The sequence below is a fragment of the Blastococcus sp. SYSU DS0616 genome (genome assembly GCF_054051015.1).
On sequence record NZ_JBJHAJ010000026.1, the window covers coordinates 1 to 26075 of the forward strand.

The following is a 26075-nucleotide window of genomic DNA, read 5'->3' on the forward strand; positions in this document are numbered from 1 at the left end:
CCCCCCGCCCCCCCCCCCCCCCCCCCCCCCCCCCCCCCCCCCCCCCCCCCCCCCCCCCCCCCCCCCCCCCCCCCCCCCCCCCCCCCCCCCCCCCCCCCCCCCCCCCCCCCCCCCCCCCCCCCCCCCCGGCCGGGTCAGCCGCCGAGCTCGGTGAGCAGCTGCTGCATCTCGGCGATCTCGGCGTTCTGGCTGTCGCGGATGGACTGGGCCAGCTCGAGGGCCTCCTTGTTGCGGCCGTTCGCGGAGTGCTCGGCCGCCATCTCCACCGCGCCCTGGTGGTGCACGATCATCTGCTCGAGGAACAGGCGGTCGAACTCCGGGCCGGTGGCGGACATCAGCGCGTGCATGTCGCCCTCGGACATCATCCCGCCCTCGCCGTGATCCATGCCGCCCATGCCGCCCCCCATGCCGTGGTCCATGTGGCCGCCGTCGGCGTCCCAGTCCTCCAGCCAGCCGGACATCGTCTCGATCTCGGGGTCCTGCGCGGCCTGGATGCGGGTGGCCAGGTCGAGCACGCGGGGATCGGCTGCCCGCCCTTCGGCCAGCTCGGCCATGGCGATCGCCTGCCGGTGGTGCGGAATCATGCCTCGGGCGAAGGCGACGTCGGCGTCGTTGAACTCGGCCTGCACGGCCGAGGAGTCGGCCGAGGAGTCGGCCGAGGAGTCGGCCGAGGAGCTGCTGCCGTTCATCATCGAGCCATGCCCGACGGCGTCGGTGTCGTCGTCGGCGCAGCCGGCGAGGACGAATGCGCCGGCGAGCAGGGCGGCCGTGAGGCCGGTCAGGCGTGCGGTGGTGCGGGTCATGGTGGGTCTCTCCTGGAACTGCGGAACTGGGCCGGTGGACGTGCGCGTACACCGCCGCCGGGCCAGTCCGGTCGCTGAGGGCGGGGCGGTGCAGGCGGTCGGCCTAGATCCGCAGCAGGCAGAGGGCGTGCAGGTCCGGCGGGCGCAGCGGTGCCAGGCCCGCGGAGGCGTGCGTGCGCAGCCGCGCCCACGCCGCCGGTAGGAGCGTCAGCAGGCGGGGCAGCAGCAGGGCGACCAGCACCGCCAGCCCGGCGGCGAGCACCGCCAGGCACAGCGCCCACAGGTGCCCGACCGCTCCGGCCGGCGCGCTGCCGTGGTCGGCGGCGAGCAGGCCGGCCAGCGGGGCGGCGGCGACCATCGCGGCGGTGTCGTGGACGGTGCTGTGCGCATCGAGGCCGTGGCTCACCGCGCCGGTGCGCAGGCCGCCCTCGAGCACCCCGGTGGGGGCTGCGGCGACCGCGGCGCCGTCGGGACCGGCTGTGTGCCCGGTCCCGACGGCGGTGCACTGCAGGCCGTGCATCGCAAAGACGGCGGCCAGCAGCAGCAGCGCTGTCCAAACTCGTGCCGCCATGCCCACCCCCTCCTGAGCGAGGCTACGGCGACCGGGTCGGTCAGTGCCGGCCGGCGGCGGTCGGCTCCGCGGCCGCCCCAGAGCGCCGGGCCGGGGCCGCCGGGCCGGTGGTGACCTCGGCGACGCTGGCCTCCGGGCGCAGGTCCAGCCGCCGCAGCAGCTGGGCGTTGGACGCCACGACGACGGTGGACAGGCTCATCAGCAGCGCACCGACCTCCATCGGCAGGACGAAGCCGATCGGGGCGAGCACCCCGGCGGCCAGCGGGACCGCGATCAGGTTGTAGCCGGCGCCGGCCCAGAGGTTCTCCTGCATCTTGCGGTAGCTGGCCCGCGACAGCCGGATCACCGACACCACCGCACGCGGGTCGGAGGAGGCCAGGATGATCCCGGCGGACCCGATCGCGACGTCGGTGCCTGCACCGATCGCCAGGCCCACATCGGCGCGGGCCAGGCTCGGGGCATCGTTCACCCCGTCGCCGACCATGGCCACCGCCCGACCCTGTTGCTGCAGGGCGGCGACCTTCTCGGCCTTGTCCTCGGGGCGCACCCCGGCGAACACCTGGTCGATGCCGAGCTCCGCAGCCACCGCGCGGGCGACCGGCTCGGCGTCACCGGTGATCATGACCACGTCGATGCCGAGCGCGTGCAGCGCGGCGACCGCCTCCCGGGACGCCGGCCGGATCTCGTCGGCCAGGGCCAGCGCCCCGACGACGTGCCCGTCGACGAGCACGTGCAGCACCGTCGCGCCCTCCTCTGCCCACGCCCGGGTGTCGGGCAGCGGGGTCAGGCCGTGCTCGGTGAGCATGTGCGGGCCGCCGACGGCGACGGTGTGCCCTTCGACGGTGGCGGTGACCCCGACCGCGGCCGACGCGCGGAACTCCGTCGCCGGGGACACGGGAAGATTCCGCTGCCGGGCGGCGGCGACGATCGCACGCGCCAGCGGGTGCTCGCTGTCGGTCTCCGCGGCGGCGGCCAGCGCCAGGACCTCGTCCTCGGTCCGGCCGACCCCGGCGATGTGGTTGACCGCCGGCTCGCCCTTGGTGAGGGTGCCGGTCTTGTCGAAGAGCACGGTGTCGACGGTGCGCATCCGCTCCATCGCCCCGCGGTCCTTGACCAGCACGCCGCCGCGCGCGGCCCGCTCGGTCGAGATGGACACCACCAGCGGGATCGCCAGGCCCAGGGCGTGCGGGCACGCGATGACCAGCACCGTGATCACCCGAACCAGCGCGCTGTCCGGCGCGCCGTAGAGGCTCCACACGACGGCGGTGATCCCCGCGGCGGCCACGGCGAACCAGAACAACCAGCCGGCCGCCCGGTCGGCCAGCAGCTGCGCGCGCGTGGTGGAGGACTGCGCCTCGGCGACCAGCCGCTGGATGCCGGCCAGCGCGGTGTCATCCCCGACCGCGGTCACCCGCACCCGGATGGCGGTGTCCGTGGCCACCGTGCCGGCCACCACGGTGTCGCCGACCCCGCGGCGGACCGGCTTGGACTCTCCGGTGATCATCGACTCGTCCACGTCGGCGGTGCCCTCGATCACCTCGCCGTCGGCCGGCACCCGCCCACCCGGACGGATGACGACCACGTCACCGACGGCCAGCTCGGCCGGCGGCACGGTGACCACCTGGTCGCCGACGACCTTCTCCGCCTCGTCGGGCAGCAGCGCGGCCAGCGAGTCCAGCGCCGAGGAGGTCTGGGCCAGGGAGCGCATCTCCAGCCAGTGCCCGAGCAGCATGATCACGATCAGCAGCGCCAGCTCCCACCAGAAGTCCAGCTCGTGGGAGAGCGAGCCGACCGTGGCACCCCAGGAGGCGATGAACGCCACGGTGATGGCCATGCCGATGAGCAGCATCATCCCGGGCCTGCGGGTCCGGATCTCCCCGACCGCGCCGGTGAGGAAAGGCAGCCCGCCCCAGACGAAGATGACCGTGCCCAGCACCGGGGACACCCAGGTCAGACCGGGGACGTCGGGCAGCGGGTAGCCGACGATGTCGGCGAACATGCCACTGAACAGCACCGTCGGCACCGCCAGCGCCAGCATGATCCAGAACAGCCGGCGGAACATCGCCACGTGGTGACCGCCGTGACCGCCGTGACCGCCGTGGCCGGCGTGCCCGCCGTGCGCCGCGTGACCGCCGTGGTCCCCCCGGCCGCCGTGGTCTTCATGCCCGCCGTGCACCGCGCGGTCGCCGTGGCCGTCGGGGGCGGAGCCGGCGACGGCGCGCAGCGGGTCCTCCACGCCCAGGTGGCTGTCGCCGGGAGCGACCGGCAGTCCCTGTCCGTGCGTCGGCCCGTGGCCGGGGTCGTGGTGGTGGTGGCCGGGCGCTGCCGCGTCCGTCTGCCCCGTGTGGCGGCCCGGGCGGGTCGTCGGATCTGACATGACCGTCTCCTCTGCCTCGCGCTGCTCCACCGACCGGCAGCCGAATCCCGCGGAAGACGGGTGAGTGGCAGCGCGGCGGCCCTGCACCGCCGTCAACCCTATACCCCGCCGGGGTATTTCCCCGACCCTGCTCAGCTCACGATTCAGCCGGTGACGCCGGCCGGTGGGCCGATCGCGCCGCCGTCGCGTCGGCACCGCTCCGTATCCCAGGGCGACGAGCACGGCCGGCGGCAGGGTCAGCCGGCGGTGGACGTCGACGGGCACCCGGGTCAGCAGCGGGCTGTCGGCGGCGGCGCGGATGACAACGTGCCCGTTCTCCCGGGAGGCGACGAGCAGGGTCTGCGGCGTCCAGCCCAGTGCGCCCAGCGCCTCGCCGAGGTTGACCCGGTTCTGCGCGTCGATGCGCGGCGCGTGCGCGTGCCGGACAGCGCCGTCACGTGACAGCCGCGGCGTGCGGTCGGAGATGTGCACGACCGGGGCCGGCACCTCGGCGGCGGCACCGCCACCGGCGCTGTGCGGCGCGGCCTTCGGGTGGAGCGCCCAGGTGCCCGGGTGGGCGCGCGGATGGCGGCGGTGCGGTGGCCGGTGTGGCCTGCCGTCGACGGCGCGGGACGGGGTCCCGGCCATCTGGAGGGACCGGGGAATTCCCGGTCTGGAGTGGGCAAGGGGGGAGTTGAACCCCCACGTCCTTTCGGACACACGGACCTGAACCGTGCGCGTCTGCCATTCCGCCACTTGCCCTGGCGAGGGAGAACAGTATCAGCTGGCACGCCCACCGCCGCCGGGGGGTTCCGAGACCGCTCGCCCCGCGGACGACGTGCGGGGCGTCGCGTCTTCCTGGGCGGTCATGCGCGCCCGGCCCGGCTACGATCACGGGTGGCAGAGTGGGACGTCCGGCGAGCGCAAGGGAGCGACTGTGGGTGTGCTGCAGCGCTTCGAGCGCCGGCTCGAGGGGATGGTCGGCCTCGCCTTCGCGCGCCTCTTCAAGGGCAAGGTCCACCCCGCCGAGATCGCCAAGGCGCTCCAGCGCGAGGCCGACGAGCAGCGCTCCATCCTCGGCGAGGGCCGGGTGCTGGCGCCCAACGTCTACGTCGTCCGCCTCGGGGAGACCGACTTCGAGCACCTGGGCCAGTGGTCCGACCAGCTGGCCGGCGAGCTCGCCGACATGGTCACCGAGCACATCGAAGACGAGGGCTACCAGGTCTTCGACAAGGTCACCGTCGCGCTTGAGCGGGACGACGAGCTGACCACCGGCGTCTTCGAGGTCAGCTCGCAGGTCGCCGACCCCGCGCGCCCACCGGTCCGGGCCGACGCGCCGCCGCTGGCCTCCGCCCCGGTCGCCGGCCACCCCCCGCTGCCTCCGCTCCCGCCGCTGCGCGGGCGGATGGCCACCGACACCGGGAAGCAGAACCCCTCGGTGCTCGGCCGCGCGGGCTCCCGCACGACGATGACCCACGTGCTGGTCGTCGACGGCCCGGGCACGCGGCACGAGCTCTCCACCGGCCGCAACGTCATCGGCCGGGGCACCGAGGCGGACATCCGCATCCCCGACACCGGCGTCAGCCGCAAGCACGTCGACGTCGTCCTCGACGGCGACGTCGCCACGGTGGAGGACCTCGGGTCGACCAACGGCACGCTGGTCAACGGCCGGCGCGTCAGCCGCCAGCCGCTCAGCGACGGCGACGTCATCCGCATCGGTCACTCCGTCCTCGTCTACCGGCAGGACGGGGCGTGACCGGCTCCGTGCGGTCAGGAGAATCCGGCATCCGGGAGCAGACCTCCCGCCGCGATGCCGGGCAGGTGTCTGCCGGGGTGCGGCCGTGACCGAACTCGTCGTGCAGATCTTCCGCTTCGGCTTCCTCCTGCTGCTGTGGCTGTTCATCTTCGCCGCGTTCCGCGTGGTGCGCGCCGACCTGTTCGGCGGGCGTCCGGGTCGCGTCGCCACCGTGCCGCCCCGCTCGGCCACGCCGAAGAAGCGCGGCCACCGCGGTCCCAAGTCCCTGGTGGTCACCGCCGGGCCGCTCACCGGCACCAAGATCACCCTCGGTGACCAACCCATCCTCATCGGCCGGGCCGACGACTCGACCCTGGTCCTAACCGACGACTTCGCCAGCTCCCGGCACGCCCGCCTGACCAACCGGGGCGGCCAGTGGTACGTCGAGGACCTGGGTTCGACCAACGGCACCTACCTGGACCAGCAGCGCGTGCAGGGCCCGCTGCAGGTCGCCCCCGGCCAGCCGATCCGCATCGGCCAGACCGCACTGGAGCTGCGTTCGTGACGTTGGTCCTCCGCTACGCCGCGCGCTCCGACCGCGGCCTCATCCGCGGCAACAACCAGGACTCGGTCTACGCCGGGCCCCGGCTGCTGGCCGTGGCCGACGGCATGGGCGGCCACGCCGCCGGCGACGTCGCCAGCAAGGTGGTGATCGCCGCCCTCGAGCACCTCGACGAGGACACGCCGAGCGGCGACATGCTGCAGTCGATGCGGTCCGCCGTGCACGAGGGCAGCGAGCACCTGCGCGAGGTCATCCGCGAGTCGCCGCAGCTCGAGGGCATGGGCACCACGCTCACCGCCATCCTGTTCGCCGGCGGCCGGCTCGCCCTGTGCCACGTCGGTGACACCCGGGCCTACCTGCTGCGCGACGGTGAGTTCACCCAGATCACCCACGACGACACCTTCGTGCAGAGCCTGATCGACGACGGCCGGATCACCGAGGAGGAGGCGAGCACGCACCCGCAGCGGTCCCTCCTGCTGCGCGCCCTCAACGGCCAGGAGGTCGAGCCCGACCTCTCGATGCGCGAGGCGCGCGCGGGCGACCGCTACCTGCTGTGCTCCGACGGCCTGTCCGGCGTCGTCAGCGAGGAGACCCTGGCCGAGGCGCTCAAGGACCCCGACCCGGAGGCCACCGCCGACCGGCTGATCGAGCTGGCGCTGCGCAGCGGCGGCCCGGACAACATCACCGTGATCGTCGCCGACGTCCTCGAGGACACCGGTGGCAACGGCCGGTTCGACCCGGTCGTGGACGGCGCGGCCGGCGACAACATCGGCCAGCGCGAGGTGGACCCGCGCTCGGCCGCCGGCCGAGCCGCGCTCGCCGACCAGGCCTCCGCTCCCCCGCCGCCGCCCACACTGCCGACGGGCGGCGGCCCCTCCGCCCGCCGCCGCCCGATGCGCATCCTCCTGGTGGCGGGGGCCCTTCTCACCGTGCTGGTGGCCGGGGCGATCGGTACGTACGTGTGGGCGCTCAACCACTGGTTCGTGGGCGTGAACGGCTCCGGTGACGACCGGCAGGTGGCCGTCTTCCGCGGGCTGGACGCCTCGCTGCTCGGGATGGACCTCTCCCGCCTGGACCGGGGCACCGACCTCGCGCTCAGCGACCTGACCCCGGCCGCGCGCAACCGCGTCCTCGACACCATCACCGCCGACGACTCCGAGGACGCCGAGCGGATCGTCTCCGCGCTGACCGACCAGCGGCTGCCGCTGTGCCGCACCGCCGACAGCGGCACCGCCTCGCCCACGGAGGAGCCGGCGGTGCCGCCGGCCGCCGCACCGACGACCGCCCAGGAACCGGCGCCCGGGGAGCCCGCCCTCCCCGAGGCACCCGCGGAGGAGCCGACGAGCGTGCCGTCGCCGGCGCGGACGACGACGTCGCCCGTGCCGGGGGTGGACTGCCGGGAGGCCGACTGATGCCCGGACCCGTCACCGACCCGCGTACCGCCGCGGCCGAGACGCCCACCCGGCGGGGCACCGAGGCGTTGCTGCTCGCCTTCGCCGTCCTCATCACCGTCGCGGCGCAGGCGATCGTCGACCTCACGGTCACCGGCGAACTGCGCCCGGAGATGGCCGGCTTCAGCGTGTGGATCACCGCGCTGTGGGTGGTCGCGCACCTCGTCGTCCGCCGGTGGGCGGCCTACGCCGATCCGCTGCTGCTCCCGGCCGTCGCCCTGCTCGTGGGCCTCGGCCTGGCCGTGATCCACCGCCTCGACCTGGCGGCCGGGCAGGTCGGCAGCACGGTCACCCGCGAGGACGCACCCGTGCAGCTGGTGTGGGCGACCCTGGGCGTCGCGCTCTTCGTGGCCGTCCTCGTCGTCGTCCGCGACCACCGGATCCTCTCCCGGTTCGCCTACACGCTGGCGCTGATCGGGCTGGTGCTGCTGGCCATCCCGGCCGTGCTGCCGGCGTCGATCTCGGAGGTCAACGGCGCCAAGATCTGGATCCGGGTGGCCGGCTTCTCCATCCAGCCGGGCGAGTTCGCCAAGATCTGCCTCGTCGTCTTCTTCGCCGCCTACCTGGTGGACAAGCGCGACGTGCTGGCGCTGGCCAGCCGCAAGGTCGCCGGTGTCGAACTGCCCCGCGGCCGCGACCTGGGCCCGGTGCTGCTCGCCTGGATCGTCTCCATCCTGGTGCTCGTCTTCGAGCGCGACCTGGGCAGCTCGCTGCTGCTGTTCGGCATCTTCGTGGTGATGCTCTACGTCGCCACCGAGCGCGCCAGCTGGCTGTTCATCGGCCTGGGCCTGTTCGCCGGCGGCGCGTTCATCGCCTACCAGATCTTCAGCCACGTGCAGGCCCGCGTGAACACCTGGCTGGACCCGTCCGCCCACTACGACGGCGCCGGGTACCAGCTGATGCAGTCGTTGTTCGGCCTCGGCACGGGGGGGCTGTTCGGCGCCGGCCTCGGCGGCGGGCGCCCCGACCAGGTGCCGGTGGCCAAGAGCGACTTCATCGCTGCCGCCGTCGGCGAGGAACTCGGCCTCTTCGGGCTGGTCGCCGTCATCGTGGTGTACCTGATCCTGGTCGAGCGCGGCCTGCGCACCTCGCTCGTCGTCCGCGACGCCTTCGGCAAGCTGCTGGCCACCGGGCTGGCGTTCGCCATCGCCTGGCAGGTGTTCGTCGTGCTGGGCGGGGTCACCGGGCTGCTCCCGCTGACCGGGCTCACCACGCCGTTCCTGGCCTACGGCGGATCGTCGCTCGTGGCGAACTTCGTGCTCGTCGCACTGCTGGTCCGGATCAGCGACGCCGCGCGCCGCCCGGCGACGCAGCACGCCGCCCCGGTGCGGCTCGGGGACGCCCCGACCGAGGTGGTGACCCCGTGAACGCGCCGCTGCGGCGGGTGGCGATCAGCGTGCTGGTGCTGTTCACGCTGCTGATCGTCAACGTCAACGTCATCCAGGTGGTCCGCTCGGACGATCTCCGGAGCGACACCCGCAACACCCGGGTGATCGCCGAGTCCTACGACCGGGAACGCGGTTCGATCATCGTGGCGGGCACCGAGGTCGCGATGTCCGTGCCCACCGACGGCCGGCTGGAGTACCTGCGCACCTATCCGCAGGGGCCGATGTACGCGCCGGTCACCGGGTACCACTCGCTGGTGTACGGCAACCGGTACCTGGAGAAGGTCATGAACGACGTGCTCTCCGGGGAGGACGACCGGCTGTTCGTCCGGCGCATCGCCGACCTGTTCACCGGGCGCGACCCGGCCGGCGGCGACGTCGTCCTCACCCTCGACCCCGCCGTCCAGGCGGCTGCCATGGCAGGCCTGGAGGGTGTCACCGGTGGTGTCGTCGCCCTCGACCCGCGGACCGGCGCGATCCTCGGGATGGCGAGCACGCCCACCTACGACCCGGGCCTGGTGTCCGGCCACGATCCCCAGGCCATCCGCGAGAACATGGAGGCCATCACCTCGCAGGATCCGGACCCCCGGGTGAACCGCTCGATCGCGGACAACTACCCGCCCGGGTCGCTGTTCAAGGTGATCGTCGCGGCGGCCGCCCTGCAGGAGGGGCTGGCCCCCGAGTCCGTCGTGCCGGCCCCCCGCGAGCTGCCCCTCCCGAACAGCACCCGGGTGATCCCCAACTTCGGCGGCTCGGCGTGCAGCCCCAGTGGCGAGCAGTCGCTCACCGATGCGCTGACGATCTCCTGCAACACCGCCTTCGCCCAGCTCGGCCTCGATCTCGGCGAGGAGCAGGTGCGCGAGATGGCGGAGGCGTTCGGGCTGGACGACCAGGGCCTGCAGATCCCCCTGGAGGTCGCGGCGAGCACCGTCGGTGAGATCCCCGACGACGCCGCCCTGGCCCAGGCGTCCATCGGCCAGCGCAACGTGCGCATGACGGTGCTCCAGGCGGCCATGCTGGCAGCCACCGTGGCCAACGACGGCGTGCAGATGAAGCCCTACCTGATCGACGAGCTGCGCGCGCCCGACCTCACCGTCATCGACTCGACCGACCCGGAGGAGCTCCGCGAGCCCATCTCGGCGACCGTCGCCGACCAGCTCACCGAGATGATGGTCAGCGTCGTCGCCCGCGGCTCGGGGCGGGCCGCCCGCCTCTCCGGCATCGAGGTCGCCGGCAAGACCGGCACCGCGCAGGTGCGCGAGGGCGTGCCCGACCACAACTGGTTCATGGGCTTCGCGCCCGCCGACGACCCGCAGATCGCCGTCGCCGTGTTCGTGGCCAACGGCGGCGGTACCGGCGGCGACGTCTCCGCCCCCATCGCCCGCGACGTCATGGCGGCCTGGTTCGAGGGGCGGGGCTGATGGCACTCGGCATCGGGAGCCTGCTGGCCGGTCGCTACGAGATCACCGCGCCCATCGCCACCGGCGGCATGGGGGAGGTGTGGAAGGCCCGCGACCAGGTGCTCGACCGCATCGTGGCCGCCAAGGTGCTCAAGAGCGAGTACACCAACGACCCGAGCTTCCTGGCCCGCTTCCGCAACGAGGCTCGGCACACCGCGGCCCTGTCCCACCCCAACATCGCCTCGGTCTACGACTACGGCGAGACGACCGACGACAGCGGCGTGCAGACCCTGGCGTTCCTGGTCATGGAGTACGTCGAGGGCCAGCCCCTGGTGACGATCCTCCACGAGGAGGGCCGGCTGCCCGTCGACTGGACGCTGCACGTGCTCGGCCAGGCCGCGGACGGCCTCTCCGCCGCCCACCGGGCCGGCGTGGTGCACCGCGACATCAAGCCCGGCAACCTGATCGTCCGGCCCGACGGCGTGGTGAAGCTGACCGACTTCGGCATCGCCCAGGCCCGGGACGCCGCACCGCTCACCCGCACCGGCATGGTGGTCGGCACCGCGCAGTACCTCTCCCCCGAGCAGGCCCAGGGCATGGAGGTGACCGCCGCCTCCGACGTCTACTCGCTCGGCGTCGTCGGCTTCGAGTGCCTCTCCGGCGCCCGGCCGTTCGACGGCGCCTCCCAGGTGGCGATCGCGCTGGCGCACATCAACCGGCCGCCGCCCCCGCTGCCGGGGGACATCCCGCCGGCGGTCCGCCTGCTCGTCGAGCGCGCCCTGGCGAAGGACCCGGCCGACCGGTTCACCGACGGCGGCGCGTTCGCCGAGGCGGTCCGCCGCGTCGCCGCCGGCGACTCCCTCGCCGCCTCCGTGGTCGCCCCGGCGACCGCCCCGACGCAGATCGTGGACGTCGGCGACGGACACACCCAGGTCTTCGCCACGCCGGCCGCCGGCATGCCCGCGGTGTCGCCGGCCACCGCTGGCCGTCCGATGCCGCCCCTGCACGCTGCTCCGGACGACGACGACGACTGGACGGCCGGCGACGGACCTCCCGCCCGGGGCGGCAACCGGCGCTGGGCCTGGCTGGCCGCGGCCGTCGTGGTCCTGCTGCTGGTGGCCGGCACCACGTACGTGCTGCTGTCCCGTACGGGAGCCGATCCCGGCAACGAGGACGCCGCCCCCACCACCGGCGCACCGACCACCAGCGCCGAGCCCGCCGGGATCCTGCTGGACCCGGCCCGGTACATCGGCCGGGACGCCGACGAGGTGGAGGAGGAGCTGCGGGAGGCCGGATTCACGTCGGTCTCGCAGCAGGAGGCCAGCGCGGGGCTGCTGACCGCCCTCGGCCAGGCCCTGGACGAGGGCGACGTCGCAGGCATCGATCCGTCCGGCGTCGAGGCGACCCCGGACACCCCGGTCATGCTCTACTACTCCCCCGACGAGTACGACCCCGCCGCCGGGGAGGGCAACGAGGGCGACGAGGCCGACGAGGGCGACGAGGGCGACGAGGGCGAGGAGACGGCGACCCCGACGACCACGGCGCCGCCGACCACCACGGCCCCGACGGGGACGACCGATCCTGCGGAGGAGACATCGACGAGCGCGACGAGCTCGTCGACGACCACGACGCCCCCCGCCGGCGGCACGCCTGCTCCGACGACCACGGCACCCCCGCCGCCGACGACCACCGAACCGCCCGCGCCGGAGACCGATGCCGGAGCGAGCGCCGCGCCGACCCAGGGTGACGGACAGTGACCAGCTCGGCACTCGGGTCCCGGATCGCGGGGCGTGCTGCGGTTAGGCTCGCCGACGGCCAGCAGTCCGCGGCGCAGATCGCCGCGGGCACGCTCCGCACCACCGGGCCGCGCAGGCCGCACGGAACCGCCCGAGAGGACCGTCGATGACCACGCCGCAGGTGCTCGGTGAGCGCTACGAGATCGGCGGAGTCCTGGGCCGCGGTGGCATGGCCGAGGTGCACCACGGCCGCGACCTGCGCCTCGGCCGCGAGGTGGCGGTCAAGGTGCTGCGCCACGACCTGGCCCGCGACCCCTCGTTCCAGGTGCGTTTCCGCCGCGAGGCCCAGGCCTCGGCCTCCCTCAACCACCCGGCGATCGTCGCCGTCTACGACACCGGCGAGGACCGCACGCCCAGCGGCGCCACCCCGTACATCGTCATGGAGTACGTGGAGGGCGAGACCCTGCGCGACGTCCTCCGGCGGGAGGGCCGGCTGCCGATCGAGCGGGCCATGAGCCTCGCCGCGGACATCAGCGGCGCACTGGACTTCAGCCACCGCAACGGCATCGTGCACCGGGACGTGAAACCCGGGAACGTCATGATCACCCCGCAGGGCACGGTCAAGGTCATGGACTTCGGCATCGCCCGGGCGGTGTCGGACTCCGCGGCCACGATGACCTCCACGGCTGCGGTGATAGGGACCGCCCAGTACCTCTCCCCCGAGCAGGCGCGCGGCGAGGGCGTGGACGCCCGGTCCGACGTCTACTCGCTGGGCTGCCTCCTCTACGAGCTCGTCACCGGGGCACCGCCGTTCACCGGTGACTCGCCGGTGTCGGTGGCCTACCAGCACGTGCGCGAGGACCCCCGCCTGCCGTCGTCGATCAACCCCGACGTGCCCCCGGAGCTGGACGCGATCCTGCTCAAGGCGATGAGCAAGAACCCGGCCAACCGGTACCAGTCGGCCGCCGAGATGCGCAACGACCTGCTCCGGGCGCTCGCCGGGCAGCGGGTCGAGGCGACGCCGGTCATGGGCGACGCCGAGAAGACCGCCATCATCGGCGCACCCGTGGGCGCCTACGCCAGCGGCCACGGCGACGACGACTGGGACGACGACGGCGATCGGCGCCGCAAGCGCCGGATCATCGCGATCGTCTCGGTGCTCGCCGTGCTCCTTCTCGGTGGCGTGATCGCCGCGGCCGTGGCCCTGACCCAGGACGACGAGGCGCCGCCGGTCGCGCAGGTGACCGTGCCCGCGTTCGCCGGGCTGGACCAGGCCACGGCCGAACAGCGGATCACCGAGGCCGGGCTCGCCGTCGGCGACGTCACGACCGAGGCGAGCGCCACCGTTCCCGAAGGGCAGGTCGTGTCGAGCACCCCGCCCAGCGGTGCGCGGGTGGATGCGGAGACCCCGGTCGACCTGGTCGTCAGCGCCGGGCCCGACACCATCCTGGTGCCGAACGTCGTCGGCCTCACCGAGGACCAGGCGCGCGCCAACCTGGAGCAGGCCGGGTTCACCAACATCTCCAGCCGGCAGGTCGACTCCATCGAGTACGACGAGGGCCGGGTGGCCGCGGTGAGCCCCGCCGAGTCCAGCCAGGCGAACCCGGATGCCGTCATCACGCTGAGCGTCTCCACCGGCACCATCGAGCTGCCCGACGTCGTCAACCGGACCGAGACGCAGGCGCGGGCCCTCCTGCAGGAGGCCGGCTTCAGCGCCGGGCAGATCGAGATCCAGAACGTCGAGCGCGACGACGTCCCGCAGGGCACCGTCGTCGAGACCGACCCGTCGGCCGGGCAGGACGTCGGCTCGGGGGACACCATCACGCTCCGCGTGGCCGTCCCCACGCCGCCGGAGCAGCCGGCCACGCCCACCACCACGACCACCCCGTCCGTTCCGCCCACACAGCCGGAGACGCCGGACACGCAGGACCCGGAGGACGACGAGACCGGCGGCTAGCGCGACCAGCCACCCGGACGCCGAGCAGGGCCCCTCCCACCGGGAGGGGCCCTGCTCGCGTACGTGGCTCAGGCGGTGGCGGAGCTCAGCCGCTCGGCGCTCGCCGTGGCGGCGGCCACCACGTCCTCCTCGGGCGCCAGACCGCAGGCGGCGAGCCACGTCGCGAGCATCCGGTGCCCCCCCTCGGTGAGCACCGACTCGGGGTGGAACTGGACGCCCTCGATGGGCAGCTCCCGGTGCCGCAGCGCCATCACCAGGCCCGAAGGCGTGTGCCCGGTGACCTCCAGCTCGTCCGGCACCGTGGCGGGGTCGACGGCCAGGGAGTGGTACCGGGTCGCGGTGAACGGCGACGGCAGACCGGCGAGGACGCCGTGGCCCTCGTGCACCACCTGGCTGGTCTTGCCGTGCAGCAGCTCCGGGGCCCGCACGATCTCCGCACCGAACGCCTCGGCGATGGCCTGGTGCCCGAGACAGACCCCGAGGACGGGGGTGCCCTGCTCGGCGGCGGCCCGGACCATCGGCACGGTCACGCCGGCATCGACCGGGGCGCCGGGGCCTGGGGAGAGGAGCACACCGGCGACGTCCAGGTCGGGCAGCTCGTCGACGGTCACCGCGTCGTTGCGCCGCACCACGCAGCGCACACCGAGCTGCCCGAGGTACTGCACGAGGTTGTAGACGAAACTGTCGAAGTTGTCGACGACGAGGACCGGACGGTCGGCGGCGGTCATCGCGGTCGGGCTCCTCGCTGGGCGGTCGGCGGCACGGGACAGCGGCAGTACGGCAGCCGGTTCAGTCGGCGGTGGCGTACTGCAGCGTGAGGCCGCCATCGTAGGCGGGCACCGTCACCTGGGGCCGTTCGCGTACCTCGAACGTGAGGCCGAAGGCCGCGACCGCCTGCTCGAAGACCGCGACCTGCGGCGAGGCGTCCAGCGCCGCCTCCACGGCGGTGGCGTCGACGACGGCGGTGACCACGAACGGCGGGGAGTAGGTGCGCCCGCGCAGCAGCAGGGTGTTCCCCACGCAGCGCACAGCGCTCGTGGAGATGAGCCGCTGGTCCATGATCGCCACGCCGTCGGCGCCGGCCGCCCAGACGGCGTTCACGACCGCCTGCACGTCGCTCTGGTGGATGACCAGGTCGTCGGGGCGGGCGCCGCTGGGCAGGGTGCCGTCGGACCGCTGCGGCGCGTCGTCGAGGGTGATGACCACCCCCGCGCCCGCGACCGGTGTCAGGCCCGCGGCCTCGGCGCCGGCCTCGCCGCGGGCCTGAGCCTCGGCGACGGCGCCGTCCCGGCTCGCGACCTGCTCGGTGAGCCGCTGCACCTGCTCCTGCAGCTCGGCCAGCTGGCGTTCCTGCCGGGCCACCGCGGCGTCGCGCTCCTCCACCAGCTGGGAGAGCTGGGTGACCTCACCGGCGCGCAGGTCGTTGCCCTGAGCGGTCCGGCCCGACGTGGCGAAGAGCAGCCCGGCCGCGAGAGCGACCACGGGCACGAGCGCGCTCCAGGGCGACACGCGGTGTCCGGACGACGACCAGCGGGCCACGGGCACCTCCTCCGGCCGGGACCGACGTCGGCGCGTACGGGTGAGGCACCGGTGCCGACGTCGTTCCGAAGTTTAGTCTGGGTGACAGTTTCCGGTCGGGGAGGACGAGCCCGGCCCCCGGGAGGGAGTAGGCACGTGCCCAAGTCGAAGGTGCGCAAGAAGTCGGTGTACACGCCGCCGGAGGACGTGCTCCGTTCCCGGGGCACGCAGTCGAAGGCGTTGCAGCCCAGCCCGCGCTGGTACGCGCCGGTGATGGTGACCCTCATGCTGCTGGGGCTGCTCTGGATCGTCGTCTACTACGTGGCCGGCGACCGGATCCCCCTGATGGTCTCGCTGTCGGCGTGGAACTTCGCCATCGGCTTCGGCGTCATGGTGGCCGGTCTGATCATGTCGATGCGCTGGCGATAGCGGACCGACCGGTCCCGCGCCCGCGAGGCCCCGTTCGAGGCCCCCGTCCCCCACCAGGGACGGGGGCCTCGGTCGTCGTGGAGCACTTCCGGCCGCCATGTGGACGCTGTGCACAGCCATCGGCTCCGTCCACAGGTCGACATGGCGCCCCGCCCCCAGGGTTGTCCACCGAGTGTGGAGGGAGCGCGCGGGCGGGAACGCGCCTGACCTGCGGTTTCTCTCCCGATGGTGCTCGTGTGACAGGACGTCCAACGGCGTAACTACAGACGTGTGAGTCTGTCCCCAGCTGTGTACTCAGCTGTGGACGAGTCGACATGTCCGTGCGTCACCGACGCCGACCGTGCGGCGGTCGTACCCGCCCTGACCTGCGCATACACCCGGTCGGGGCGCTCTCTGGACGGACCCGTCCGGGTCACCGGACGTCACCGGCCGAGCACGGACAGCGGTCCCGGCGGTGGACGACCACCAGCCCGGGACGACGCCAGCCCCCAGCCGGAGGGCCGGGGGCTGGCGCGGAGGCACCGGGATCGGCGCAGAGGTGGCACCGGTCAGGCGTCGAGCAGCTCCAGGATCGTCGCGTTGGCCGTGCCGCCGCCCTCGCACATCGTCTGCAGGCCGTAGCGGGTGCCCGTGGCCTGCATGTGGTGGACGAGCGTGGTCATGATGCGGGCGCCCGAGCCACCCAGCGGGTGGCCCAGCGCGATCGCACCACCGAGGGGGTTCAGCCGGCCGGCGTCGGCCCCGGTGTCGGCCATCCAGGCCAGGGGGACCGGGGCGAACGCCTCGTTGACCTCGAACACGCCGATGTCGTCGACCGACAGGCCGGAGCGCGCCAGCACCTTCTGCGTCGCCGGGATCGGCGCGGTCAGCATGATCACCGGGTCGTCACCGGCCATCACCGTCGTGTGGATGCGCACGAGGGGCCGCAGCCCCAGCTCGCGCGCCTTCTCGCTGGTGGTCACCAGCAGTGCCGCCGAGCCGTCGGAGATCTGGCTGGCGTTGCCGGCGCTGATCACCCCGTCCTCCTTGAACGGGGTCTTCAGCGAGGCCAGCTTCTCCAGGGTGCCGCCGGGCCGGATGCCCTCGTCGGCGCTGACCACCGTGCCGTCGTCGAGGGTGACCGGGGCGATCTCCTCGTCGAAGGCGCCGTCGGCCTGCGCCTTCGCCGCCTTCTCGTGGGAGGCCAGGGCGAACTCGTCGAGCTGGGTGCGGGAGAAGCCCCAGCGCTCGGCGATCATCTCGGCGCCGATGCCCTGGTTGGGGTAGACGCCGTCGTACCGCTCGAGGAAGCGCGGGCCCAGTGGCTTGCCAGCGATGCCGTCCGCCCGGGCCGACCCCATGGGCACCCGGCTCATCGACTCCACGCCGCCGGCGACGACGACGTCGGCCTGGCCGCTGATGACCGTGGCCGCGGCGAAGGCGACGGCCTGCTGCGAGGACCCGCACTGCCGGTCGATCGTGGTGCCGGGCACCGACTCGGGCCAGCCGGCGGCCAGGGGTGCGTTGCGGCCGATGTTGAACGTCTGCTCCCCGACCTGGCTCACGCAGCCCCAGAAGACGTCCTCGACGACGGCCGGGTCGATCCCCGAGCGCTCGGCGAGTGCGTTGAGCACGTGCGCGGAGAGGTCGACCGCGTGCACGCCGGACAGCCCTCCCCCGCGCTTCCCCACCGGTGTACGGACGGCGGCACAGATGACGGCATCACGCATGGACCCACTCCTCGTCGACGACGATCCGGCGCGGCCGGGACCGGCCACCCCGCCGCGATCGTATGTTCCACGTCACCCCTGGCAGGCTGGCGGCGTGCACTGGTCCCCTCCGGCCTACGTCCCGGCGGTCTTCGCGGCATGCGCCGCGCTGCTCGGGGCGGCCACCCTGCTGCTGGATGCGCCCGGCCGGCTGCTGGTGGGCGGCGCGGCCCTGCTGCTGCTCGGGCTCGCCGCTCGCGAGGCGCTGCTGCGGCCTCGGCTGGCCACCGGCCCCGACGGCGTGACGGTGCGCACGCTGACCGGCACCCGCGTGCTCCCGTGGGGGCTGCTCCGCGTGCACGTGCGCAGCGCCCGCCGCTGGGGGACGACGGTGCGCACCCTGGAGCTGGAGGCGCCTGCCGCGGGCGACGACGACGGGGTGCTCGTCATCCTGGGCCGGTGGGACCTGGGCGCGGACCCCGCGACGGTGGCCGGCGAGCTGGCGCAGCTGCACCCACGGGGCGGCCCGACGACGTGATCTCGCGGGCCGCCGGGCCGCCGCTGCGCCGGCGCCGTCGTGGTCAGGCCGCCCCGACGTGGGAGACGCCGAGGGCCAGCGCGACCAGGAGCACCGCCAGCAGCCCGATGCCGATCGCCTGGACCGCCGTCCTCCGCCGTGTGCCGACGAACAGGGCGGCAACGGCCGCGCCGGTGACGAGGCCGCCCAGGTGGCCCAGGAGCGAGACCCCGGGCAGGAAGCTGATGAAGATGTTGATCCCCAGCAGCACGAGGATGCCGCGCACGTCCTGCCGACGCAGCACCATGAGGACGCCCAGGGCCCCCAGGAGGCCGTAGATGGCCGTCGAGGCGCCTGCGACCGGCCGGGTGAAGTCCCCGAACAGCTGGATGGCCGTGGAGCCGCCCAGCGCCGACACGAAATAGAGCGCCAGGAACCGCAGGCGGCCGAGCTGGCGCTCCAGCTCGGAGCCGAAGATCAGCAGGGCCAGCATGTTGAGCACCAGGTGCACCAGGCCGATGTGCAGGAAGGTGGCCGTCAGCAGCCGCCACGGCTCCCCCAGCTCCACCAGCAGCGGGTACTGGGACAGGGCGGTGAACACCGGGGAGCGGTAGTTCTCCAGCGGGGCGTTGCCGACCAGGCCGGCCGAGACCGCCGTCACCAGGAACATGACGACGTTGACCGCGATCAGCGTCAGCGTGACGCTGCCCCAGCGCGACGCCGCGGCGGAGACGCCGGAGGTGCGCCGGGGGGCGCGGACCGAGGCAGCGCCCGCGCGCACGCACTCCGGGCACTGGAAGCCCACCGACGCCGGGATCATGCAGTCGGGGCAGATGGGCCGGCCGCACCGCGCGCACGAGATGCCCGTGGGCCGCTCGGGATGCCGGTAGCAGGCCGGCGGCGGGGGCGGCGGCTGGTCGGCCGCGCCCCCGCCGTGCGGTTCCGTGCTCAGCTGCGCTGCACCTCGACGGACTCGATCACCACGTCCTCGACGGGGCGGTCGTTGCGGCCGGTGGGCACGGCGGCGATCCGGTCGACGACCTCGCGGCTGGGCTGGTCGGCGACCTCACCGAAGATCGTGTGCTTGCCGGTCAGCCACGTGGTGGGGGCGACGGTGATGAAGAACTGCGAGCCGTTCGTGCCCGGGCCCGCGTTGGCCATGGCCAGCAGGTAGGGCTTGGTGAAGGCCAGATCGGGGTGGATCTCGTCGCCGAACTGGTAGCCCGGACCGCCGATGCCCTGACCGAGCGGGTCGCCGCCCTGGATCATGAAGCCGGGGATGATCCGGTGGAAGATCGTGCCGTCGTAGAGCTTGTCCGTCGTCTTCTCGCGGGTCGCGGGGTGCGTCCACTCGCGGGCGCCCTCGGCGAGGTCGGCGAAGTTGGCGACCGTCTTGGGGGCGTGGTCGGGGAAGAGGTCCACGGTGATGTCGCCGTGGTTGGTGTGCAGGACCGCGCGGCGGGCGGGAGTCGATTCAGTCACGGCTCCACTCTCCCACCGCCGTGCCGGCCGGGTGTCGCGGGGCCGGTTTCACGTGGAGCCGGGACGCCGGGCTGGCGCCAGGGGTGGAGACGAGGGGAATCGAACCCCTAACCCCCGCCTTGCAAAGGCGGTGCTCTGCCAATTGAGCTACGTCCCCGGGCGGCCGTGGTCGGCCGGTGGTTCAGCGGGTGGGCGTGCTGACCGCGCCCGGACCGCTCGTCGCCTCGCGCCAGAGGTCGGCCTCGGTGCGGCCGGCCGACCGCTTCCGGACGGCGGCGAGTGCACCGGCCGCAGCGGCGGCGAGCGCCAGCTTCTTCAGCACGCGGAGAACCTCCTCGGGCGCTTCGCTCGCCGCGGGGGCGACGTGCGGGTCACTCGGAACCGTGAGGCTCCGGTGCACGGGTGGGCCTGGGAGGACTTGAACCTCCGGCCTCATCCTTATCAGGGATGCGCTCTAACCGCCTGAGCTACAGGCCCGTGAACCTCGAAAAGCGTACCTGACCCCTGGAGCGCTCCCTGCAGGGGGCCCACTCGCACGGAATGCTCCCCCGTCCGCGCCGGCTCACGCGCCCGCCTTCGGCGAACCCGGGCCCTGCGCCGGCCCCTGGACCCCCGCTTCGCCCGCGCCGGCCCGCTCTGGGGGTGTTGTCCGTGCTCCCGGGACCCTGCAGGCCCACCAGAGCGCGAGATGAACCCCTACAGCGCGCCTGCCCGGTCGTCCCGAATAGGCCCGGAGGGTCCGCGCAGGGACGACGGACACGCTCCGCCCGACCGGGGAACGGCACCTGGCCGCGGCGTCCTCCGGAGGAGGACGGAGTGCTCAGTCGCGCTCGGAGAGCGTGACCTCGAGCCCCCCGACCAGGTCGGAGCAGAGGTTGTAGATGAACGTGCCGACGGTGCACAGCGCGGTGAGCAGGACGACGTTGATGGCGCCGATGAGCGCCGCGCCCCAGAACACGACTCCGATCGTCACGACGTCCCCGGAGGACTCGTTCCCCGAGGCGCTGCCGATCTGCCCGAAGAGGTCGTTCACCGCGTCGAAGACGCCCAGCCCGCCGAGCACCATGTAGAGCAGGCCGACCGCCACCATCCAGATGAAGAAGAGGGCGATCGACAGCATCAGCGAGATCTTCAGCGCCGACCAGGTGTCGATGTGGCGGATCTGGAGCCGGGCCCGGCGGGGGCCACGGCCGGCCTTGCCCCGACCGGAGCGGGCTCCCCCGACGCTGACGCCGACCGGACCGGCTGCGCCGTCCGGGGCGCCCGCGGGCGGCTCCGCGCCGGAAGCCTGCGCCTGCGACGTCGAGCCCTGCGGCGCCGGACCCTGCTGTGTCGCAGCCTGCTGCGCCGAGGCCTGCGACGTCGAGCCCTGCGGCGCCGGACCCTGCTGTGTCGCAGCCTGCTGCGCCGAGGCCTGCGGCGCCGAGCCCTGCTGAGTCGAGCCCTTCGGCGCCGAGCCCTGCTGAGTCGACCCGGGCTGCGCCGGGGAGGAACCGGTGTCCGGGGCCAGCGGCTGCGGGACCACCGGGGCCGCCCCGGTGCCAGGGGACTGGACCCGCTGACTGCCGGTCGCGGGGATGGACTGCGTGGGGGCGGGGTTGCCGTGGGTGGGCGTGCCCTCCGCCGCGCTTCCGTCCCCGGCCCGGGAGTCGGTGCGCACCGAACCGTCCGTCCGGTCGCTCATGCCTGTCTCCCGTTCCGCAGCGGCTGTGCCGCTCCTTCGGTCCCGGGCTCCGCGACGGCTCGTGACCGCCGCGGAGCCGCAGTCTCCTGCGTGCCTAGCTACTCACCCTAGGCCGAGGGCTCGTCGTTGTCCGTCGTACGCGCGATCGCCACGATGGAGACGTCCTCCGGCAAGTTCATCAGCTTGACACCCATCGTGGCCCGATCCTTGTTGTGGCGCACGCCGTTGACCGGCGTCCGGATCACGCCACCCCCGGAGGTGATCGCGTACAGCTCGTCGCCGAGGGTCACGGCCAGCGCCCCCACCAGGGCCCCCTTGCGGGCCTTCGGGTCGGCGGTGAGCACGCCCTTGCCGCCCCGGCCCTGGTTCGGGTAGTTCTCGATGCCGGTGCGCTTGGCGAAGCCGCGTTCCGTCGCGACGAGGACGTCCACCCCCTCCTGCGCGACGATCATCGACAGCAGCCGGTCGTCGTCGGCGAGCGAGATGCCGCGCACGCCCTCGGTCGCCCGGCCCATCGGACGCAGCGCGGCGTCGTCGGCCTTGAAGCGGATCGACATCGCCTTGCGGGTGACCAGCAGCAGGTCCTGGTCGGGGCCGATCAGCGCGGCGCCGACCAGTTCGTCGCCGTCGCGCAGGTTGATGGCGATCACGCCACCCTGGCGCGGGGAGTCGAAGTCGGTCAGCCGGGTCTTCTTGACCTGGCCCTTCGCGGTGGCGAGCACCAGGTACGGCGCGACCGTGTAGTCCTTGATCTGCATGACCTGGGCGATCTTCTCGTCCGGCTGGAACGCGAGGATGTTCGCCACGTGCGCACCGCGGGCGGTCCGGTTGGCCTCCGGCAGCTCGTAGGCCTTCGCCCGGTAGACCCGGCCCTTGTTCGTGAAGAACAGGATCCAGTCGTGGGTGGAGCCGACGAAGAAGTGGTCGACGATGTCGTCCTGCTTCAGCTGCGCGCCCATGACGCCCTTGCCGCCCCGGCGCTGCGACCGGTAGAGGTCGCTCTTCGTGCGCTTGGCGTACCCGGTGCGGGTGATGGTGACGACGACCTCCTCCTCGGCGATGAGGTCCTCCATCGAGACGTCACCCTCGTTGGCGACGAACTGGGTGCGCCGGTCGTCGCCGTACTTCTCGACGATCTCGGCCAGCTCGTCACGGACGATCTGCCGCTGCCGCTCGGGGGACTCGAGGATGGCCTGCAGGTCGGCGATCCGGGCCTCGATCTCGGCGAGCTCGTCGAGGATCCGCTGCCGCTCCAGCGCGGCGAGCCGGCGCAGCTGCAGGTCGAGGATCGAGACGGCCTGGATCTCGTCGACGTCGAGCAGCTCCATCAGGCCGGTGCGCGCGGCGTCGGCCGACTCGCTGCTCCGGATGAGGGCGATGACGGCGTCCAGCTGGTCCAGCGCCTTGGCGTAACCGCGCAGGATGTGCGCGCGCTCCTCGGCCTTGCGCAGCCGGTAGCGGGTGCGCCGCTGGATGACCTCGACCTGGTGCAGCACCCAGTTGCGCACCAGCTCGTCGAGGCGCAGCGTGCGCGGGACGCCGTCGACGATGGAGAGCATGTTGCAGCCGAAGGACGTCTGCAGCTGGGTGTGCTTGTAGAGGTTGTTCAGCACGACCTTGGCGACGGCGTCGCGGCGCAGCGTGATGACGAGCCGGCGGCCGACCCGGTCGCTGGACTCGTCGGCGATCTCGCTGATGCCCTGCAGGCGGCCTTCGCGGACGCCCTCGGCGATCGCCTCGGCGAGGTTGTCGGGGTTGACCTGGTAGGGCAGCTCGGTGACGACCAGCTGCACCCGCCCGCGGCTGTCCTCCTCGACGGTGACGACGGCGCGCATCCGCACGGAGCCGCGGCCGGTGCGGTACGCGTCCTCGATGCCCTCGCGGCCGACGATCAGGCCGTGGGTCGGGAAGTCGGGGCCCTTGATCCGCTCCATGCACGCGGTCAGGGCCTCCTCGGCCTCCGCCTCGGGGTGGTCGAGCATCCAGAAGACCGCCTGGGCCACCTCGCGCAGGTTGTGCGGGGGCATGTTGGTGGCCATGCCGACCGCGATCCCGGCCGAGCCGTTGATCAGCAGGTTCGGGATGCGCGAGGGCAGGACGACGGGCTCTTCGGTGCGGCCGTCGTAGTTGCCCTGGAAGTCGACGGTCTCCTCGTCGATGCCGGCCAGCATCTCCATCGCCAGCGGCGTGAGCCGGCACTCGGTGTACCGCATCGCGGCCGCCGGGTCGTTACCCGGGGAGCCGAAGTTGCCCTGCCCGTCGATCAGCGGGTAGCGCATCGACCAGGGCTGGGCCAGCCGCACGAGGGCGTCGTAGATCGCCGAGTCACCGTGCGGGTGGTAGTTACCCATCACCTCGGCGACGGGGCGGGCGCACTTGACGTACCCGCGGTCGGGGCGGAAGCCCTGGTCGTACATGGCGAACAGCACGCGCCGGTGCACCGGCTTGAGGCCGTCGCGCACCTCGGGCAGCGCGCGGCCCACGATCACGCTCATCGCGTAGTCGATGTAGCTGCGCTGCATCTCCTGCTGGAGGTCGACCGCTTCGACGCGGTCGCGGGGTGGGGTCTCCGTCACGGTTCAGATCTCCACAGGTCGGTGCACAGGGGTGGACAAAAGGCCAAGTCGACCGTTAATGGACCCCGTCCTCCCACCCTTCGCGAGCTCAGGGCGGGACCCGGGACGGGGCCTCAGACGTCGAGGAAGCGGACGTCCTTGGCGTTGCGGGTGATGAAGCTGCGCCGCGCCTCGACGTCCTCGCCCATGAGCACGCTGAAGATCTCGTCCGCGGCTGCGGCGTCCTCGAGGGTGACCTGGCGGAGGATCCGGGTCTCGGGGTTCATCGTGGTCTCCCAGAGCTCGCTGGCGTTCATCTCACCGAGCCCCTTGAACCGCTGGATCATCTCGTCCTTGATCTTGCGGCCGCTCTCGACGCCGGCCTTCACGACCGCGTCGCGCTCCTTGTCGCTGTAGGCGTACTCGTCGCCGATCTTGCCGCCCCACTTGATCTTGTAGAGCGGGGGCTTGGCCAGGTAGACGTACTGGCCCTCGACCAGCGGCCGCATGAAGCGGAACAGCAGCGTCAGCAGCAGGGTGCTGATGTGCTGGCCGTCGACGTCGGCGTCGGCCATCAGCACGATCTTGTGGTACCGGAGCTTCGAGATGTCGAACTCGTCGTGGATGCCGGTGCCGAAGGCGGTGATCATCGACTGGACCTCGGTGTTCTTGAGCACCCGGTCGATGCGCGCCTTCTCGACGTTGATGATCTTGCCGCGGATGGGCAGGATCGCCTGGTACATCGAGTCGCGGCCGGACTTCGCCGAGCCGCCGGCCGAGTCGCCCTCGACGATGTAGACCTCGGAGTTGCGCGGGTCGGTGGAGCGGCAGTCGGCCAGCTTGCCGGGCAGCCCGCTCACCGACAGCAGGCTCTTGCGAGCCAGCTTGCGGGCGTCCTGCGCCGCGCGGCGGGCGCGAGCCGCGGAGGCCGCCTTGGTGATGATCGTCTTGGCCTCGGTCGGGTTGGCCTCGAACCAGTGGCCGATCTGCTCGTTGCACACACGCTGCACGAAGCCCTTGACCTCGGTGTTCCCGAGCTTGGTCTTCGTCTGGCCCTCGAACTGCGGGTCGCCGAGCTTGACCGAGACGATCGCCGCCAGGCCCTCGCGGATGTCGTCCCCGGTGAGCTTGTCGTCCTTCTCCTTGAGGAGCTTCTTCTCCACCGCGTACCGGTTCACGATGGAGGTGAGCGCCGCGCGGAAACCCTCCTCGTGGGTGCCGCCCTCGTGGGTGTTGATGATGTTCGCGAAGGTGTGCACCGACTCGGAGTAGGCGTCGGACCACTGCATCGCGATCTCCACCGACATCGCGGTGTCGTTCTTGCCCACGCCGTCGGCGGAGAAGCCGATGACCGACTTGTGGATCGGCGTCTTGCGCCGGTTGATGTAGGCCACGTAGTCGACCAGGCCGCCGTCGTACCGGTAGGTGACCTCGGTCGGCTCGAACGCCTCCTCCTCGCCCGCGACCGGCGCGGCCGCCTCGGCCAGCGACTCCTCGCCGATGCCGGTCTCGGCCTTGCCGTGACCGGGGCGCTCGTCGCGCACCACGATGGTCAGGCCCTTGTTCAGGAAGGCCATCTCCTGCAGGCGCCGGCTGATCGTGTCGAACGAGTACGTCGTCGTCTCGAAGATCGTCGGGTCGGCCCAGAAGGTGATCGCGGTGCCGCGCTTCTTCGTGGGACCGATCTCCTGCAGCGGACCGGGCTTGGCCTCCGCGTACTCCTGGAACCACTCCTTGCCGTGGGTCCAGACACGCACGTCGAGCCTCGTGGACAGCGCGTTGACGACGGTGACGCCGACGCCGTGCAGACCACCGGAGACGCCGTAGCTCTTCCCGTCGAACTTCCCGCCCGCGTGCAGGACGGTCATGATCACCTCGACGGTGGGCCGCTTCTCGACCGGGTGCATGTCCACCGGGATGCCACGGCCGTTGTCCTCGACCCGGACGCCGCCGTCGGCCAGCAGGGTCACCCGGACGGTGTCGCAGTAGCCGGCCAGGGCCTCGTCGACGGCGTTGTCCACGACCTCCCACACCATGTGGTGCAGGCCGCGCTCGCCGGTCGAGCCGATGTACATGCCGGGGCGCTTGCGCACCGCCTCGAGACCCTCGAGGACGGTGATGGAGCTGCCCGAGTATGCGGACTCGGTCTGGGGTGCTGCGACCACGTGGGGCCTTCCTCTCGAGCAACCGGCGCATCGCGGCCCCAGCCGGTGCGGGGGGCTCGACGGCGCAGGCGGGCGCTCAGC

The 26075-nt window shown here is 73.0% G+C and carries 21 protein-coding genes and 3 tRNA genes; 9 read left to right on the plus strand and 15 right to left on the minus strand.

What is annotated here, in order from left to right; translation table 11 throughout:
• Positions 1 to 134: 134 nt before the first annotated feature.
• The 4 genes from ACI79K_RS16890 to ACI79K_RS16905 form a co-directional block, all read right to left on the minus strand.
• The gene (locus ACI79K_RS16890; RefSeq protein WP_456600269.1) at positions 135 to 803 is read right to left on the minus strand and encodes a DUF305 domain-containing protein; all 669 of its coding nucleotides are present in this window, start codon (positions 801 to 803) and stop codon (positions 135 to 137) included.
• Between the two features lie 103 nt (positions 804 to 906).
• A complete protein-coding gene (locus tag ACI79K_RS16895; protein WP_456589564.1) occupies positions 907 to 1374 on the minus strand; it encodes a hypothetical protein in 468 nt (155 codons plus the stop codon).
• Positions 1375 to 1414: 40 nt separating this feature from the next.
• Positions 1415 to 4378 carry a heavy metal translocating P-type ATPase gene (locus ACI79K_RS16900; protein ID WP_456600270.1) on the minus strand — a complete coding sequence of 988 codons (2964 nt, stop codon included), beginning with the start codon at positions 4376 to 4378 and terminating at the stop codon, positions 1415 to 1417.
• A 31-nt stretch (positions 4379 to 4409) separates the two neighbouring features.
• Positions 4410 to 4492: transfer RNA gene (locus ACI79K_RS16905), tRNA-Leu, on the minus strand.
• Between the two features lie 175 nt (positions 4493 to 4667).
• Here ACI79K_RS16905 and ACI79K_RS16910 point away from each other — a divergent pair.
• From ACI79K_RS16910 to pknB, 7 genes are all read left to right on the plus strand, one after another.
• Positions 4668 to 5486: an FhaA domain-containing protein gene (locus ACI79K_RS16910; RefSeq protein ID WP_456589566.1), complete on the plus strand. Its 819-nt coding sequence runs from the start codon at positions 4668 to 4670 to the stop codon at positions 5484 to 5486.
• An 85-nt stretch (positions 5487 to 5571) separates the two neighbouring features.
• Positions 5572 to 6030 carry an FHA domain-containing protein FhaB/FipA gene (locus ACI79K_RS16915; RefSeq protein WP_456589567.1) on the plus strand — a complete coding sequence of 153 codons (459 nt, stop codon included), beginning with the start codon at positions 5572 to 5574 and terminating at the stop codon, positions 6028 to 6030.
• On the plus strand, positions 6027 to 7439 hold the full coding sequence (locus ACI79K_RS16920) for a PP2C family protein-serine/threonine phosphatase (protein ID WP_456600271.1): 1413 nt from the start codon (positions 6027 to 6029) through the stop codon (positions 7437 to 7439). The genes ACI79K_RS16915 and ACI79K_RS16920 overlap by 4 nt, the downstream gene beginning before the upstream one ends.
• Complete coding sequence (locus ACI79K_RS16925) at positions 7439 to 8845, plus strand: FtsW/RodA/SpoVE family cell cycle protein (protein ID WP_456600272.1); 1407 nt, start codon at positions 7439 to 7441, stop codon at positions 8843 to 8845. Before ACI79K_RS16920 ends, ACI79K_RS16925 begins: the two co-directional genes overlap by 1 nt.
• Positions 8842 to 10284 carry a peptidoglycan D,D-transpeptidase FtsI family protein gene (locus tag ACI79K_RS16930; RefSeq protein ID WP_456589570.1) on the plus strand — a complete coding sequence of 481 codons (1443 nt, stop codon included), beginning with the start codon at positions 8842 to 8844 and terminating at the stop codon, positions 10282 to 10284. Before ACI79K_RS16925 ends, ACI79K_RS16930 begins: the two co-directional genes overlap by 4 nt.
• Positions 10284 to 12020 (plus strand): protein kinase domain-containing protein, encoded by a 1737-nt coding sequence (locus tag ACI79K_RS16935; protein WP_456600273.1) that lies wholly within the window; start codon positions 10284 to 10286, stop codon positions 12018 to 12020. Before ACI79K_RS16930 ends, ACI79K_RS16935 begins: the two co-directional genes overlap by 1 nt.
• A gap of 145 nt (positions 12021 to 12165) precedes the next feature.
• Positions 12166 to 13956, plus strand: coding sequence for a Stk1 family PASTA domain-containing Ser/Thr kinase (gene pknB, locus ACI79K_RS16940; protein ID WP_456589572.1), 1791 nt, complete (start codon positions 12166 to 12168; stop codon positions 13954 to 13956).
• 68 nt (positions 13957 to 14024) lie between these two features.
• Here the strand turns inward: pknB and ACI79K_RS16945 are convergent, their stop codons facing one another.
• Together ACI79K_RS16945 and ACI79K_RS16950 are read right to left on the minus strand one after the other, a co-directional pair.
• Entirely contained in the window at positions 14025 to 14684 is a 660-nt protein-coding gene (locus ACI79K_RS16945) for an aminodeoxychorismate/anthranilate synthase component II (protein ID WP_456589573.1), read from the minus strand.
• A gap of 61 nt (positions 14685 to 14745) precedes the next feature.
• Positions 14746 to 15444, minus strand: a complete 699-nt coding sequence (locus ACI79K_RS16950; RefSeq protein WP_456589574.1) for a DUF881 domain-containing protein — start codon at positions 15442 to 15444, stop codon at positions 14746 to 14748.
• Positions 15445 to 15630: 186 nt separating this feature from the next.
• On the opposite strand from ACI79K_RS16950, the gene crgA reads away from it, so the two are divergent.
• Positions 15631 to 15903: a cell division protein CrgA gene (gene crgA, locus ACI79K_RS16955; RefSeq protein WP_456589575.1), complete on the plus strand. Its 273-nt coding sequence runs from the start codon at positions 15631 to 15633 to the stop codon at positions 15901 to 15903.
• 548 nt (positions 15904 to 16451) lie between these two features.
• Here crgA and ACI79K_RS16960 read toward each other — a convergent pair.
• A complete protein-coding gene (locus ACI79K_RS16960) occupies positions 16452 to 17612 on the minus strand; it encodes a thiolase family protein (RefSeq protein WP_456596024.1) in 1161 nt (386 codons plus the stop codon).
• 94 nt (positions 17613 to 17706) lie between these two features.
• Between ACI79K_RS16960 and ACI79K_RS16965 the strand changes: the two genes are divergently transcribed.
• Positions 17707 to 18129 (plus strand): PH domain-containing protein, encoded by a 423-nt coding sequence (locus ACI79K_RS16965; protein ID WP_456600274.1) that lies wholly within the window; start codon positions 17707 to 17709, stop codon positions 18127 to 18129.
• A 43-nt stretch (positions 18130 to 18172) separates the two neighbouring features.
• Here ACI79K_RS16965 and ACI79K_RS16970 read toward each other — a convergent pair whose 3' ends face one another.
• From ACI79K_RS16970 to gyrB, 8 genes are all read right to left on the minus strand, one after another.
• A complete protein-coding gene (locus ACI79K_RS16970) occupies positions 18173 to 18928 on the minus strand; it encodes a rhomboid family intramembrane serine protease (RefSeq protein WP_456589578.1) in 756 nt (251 codons plus the stop codon).
• A gap of 128 nt (positions 18929 to 19056) precedes the next feature.
• Positions 19057 to 19590 (minus strand): peptidylprolyl isomerase, encoded by a 534-nt coding sequence (locus tag ACI79K_RS16975; RefSeq protein ID WP_456589579.1) that lies wholly within the window; start codon positions 19588 to 19590, stop codon positions 19057 to 19059.
• 84 nt (positions 19591 to 19674) lie between these two features.
• Positions 19675 to 19747: transfer RNA gene (locus tag ACI79K_RS16980), tRNA-Ala, on the minus strand.
• A 24-nt stretch (positions 19748 to 19771) separates the two neighbouring features.
• Complete coding sequence (locus ACI79K_RS16985; protein ID WP_456589580.1) at positions 19772 to 19912, minus strand: DLW-39 family protein; 141 nt, start codon at positions 19910 to 19912, stop codon at positions 19772 to 19774.
• An 81-nt stretch (positions 19913 to 19993) separates the two neighbouring features.
• A tRNA-Ile gene (locus ACI79K_RS16990) sits at positions 19994 to 20067 on the minus strand.
• Between the two features lie 343 nt (positions 20068 to 20410).
• Positions 20411 to 21274 (minus strand): DUF3566 domain-containing protein, encoded by an 864-nt coding sequence (locus tag ACI79K_RS16995; protein ID WP_456600275.1) that lies wholly within the window; start codon positions 21272 to 21274, stop codon positions 20411 to 20413.
• Between the two features lie 107 nt (positions 21275 to 21381).
• Positions 21382 to 23850, minus strand: a complete 2469-nt coding sequence (gene gyrA, locus ACI79K_RS17000; protein ID WP_456600276.1) for a DNA gyrase subunit A — start codon at positions 23848 to 23850, stop codon at positions 21382 to 21384.
• Between the two features lie 113 nt (positions 23851 to 23963).
• Positions 23964 to 25994, minus strand: coding sequence for a DNA topoisomerase (ATP-hydrolyzing) subunit B (gene gyrB / locus ACI79K_RS17005; RefSeq protein ID WP_456596019.1), 2031 nt, complete (start codon positions 25992 to 25994; stop codon positions 23964 to 23966).
• Positions 25995 to 26075: the final 81 nt, after the last annotated feature.